The sequence below is a fragment of the Achromobacter sp. 1011811831 genome (assembly GCF_059760905.1).
In genome coordinates, this window is the sequence record NZ_JCBANG010000200.1 from 1 (window position 1) to 974 (window position 974).

Consider the following 974-nt stretch of genomic DNA (forward strand, 5'->3'; position numbering starts at 1 on the left):
GGGGTCGTCTCAGAAAACGGAAAATAAAGCACGCTAAGCCGGTTGCAGCGGCCGTAGCGGCCTGAACTTGCCCGCGCCGATCTTGGCGCTGCTGCGCCAGAGGTAATCGCCGGTCAGGTTGATGTGCTCCCAGCCGAGCGGCGACAGGTACTGCAACAGGCCGTCATCGACGGCTTGACCGTGGCCACGCAAGGCGTTCGCGGCCCGCTCCAGATAGACCGTGTTCCATAGCACGATGGCCGCCGTCACCAGGTTGAGGCCGCTGGCCCGGTAGCGCTGCTGCTCGAAGCTGCGGTCGCGGATTTCCCCCAGGCGGTTGAAGAACACGGCGCGGGCCAGCGCGTTGCGCGCCTCGCCTTTGTTCAGCCCGGCATGCACGCGGCGGCGCAGCTCGACGCTTTGCAGCCAGTCCAGGATGAACAGTGTGCGCTCGATGCGTCCCAGCTCACGCAGGGCGACGGCCAGGCCGTTCTGGCGCGGGTAGCTGCCAAGCTTCCTGAGCATCAGCGAGGCCGTCGCCGTGCCCTGCTTGATCGAGGTGGCCATCCGCAGGATTTCATCCCAATGGGCGCGGACGTGCTTGATGTTGAGCGTGCCGCCGATCATCGGTTTCAACGCCTCGTAGGTGGCATCGCCCTTCGGGATGTAGAGCTTGGTGTCGCCCAGGTCACGAATGCGCGGGGCGAAGCGGAAGCCCAGCAGGTGCATCAACGCGAAGACGTGGTCCGTGAACCCTGCCGTGTCGGTGTAGTGCTCCTCGATCCGCAGGTCGGATTCGTGATACAGCAGGCCGTCGAGCACGTAGGTCGAGTCGCGCACGCCGACGTTCACGACCTTGGTGTGGAACGGCGCGTACTGGTCGGAGATATGGGTGTAGAACGTCCGCCCTGGGCTGCTGCCGTATTTCGGATTGATGTGGCCGGTGCTCTCGGCCTTGCTGCCGGTGCGGAAGTTCTGGCCGTCCGACGATGACG

Annotated in this window: 1 protein-coding gene; it reads right to left on the reverse strand. The window is 64.9% G+C overall.

Annotated features, from left to right (window positions below):
• Positions 1-33: 33 nt before the first annotated feature.
• Positions 34-974: Tn3 family transposase (locus AC6LJ9_RS30580; RefSeq protein WP_132422283.1), on the reverse strand; the 941-nt coding region annotated here is incomplete at its 5' end.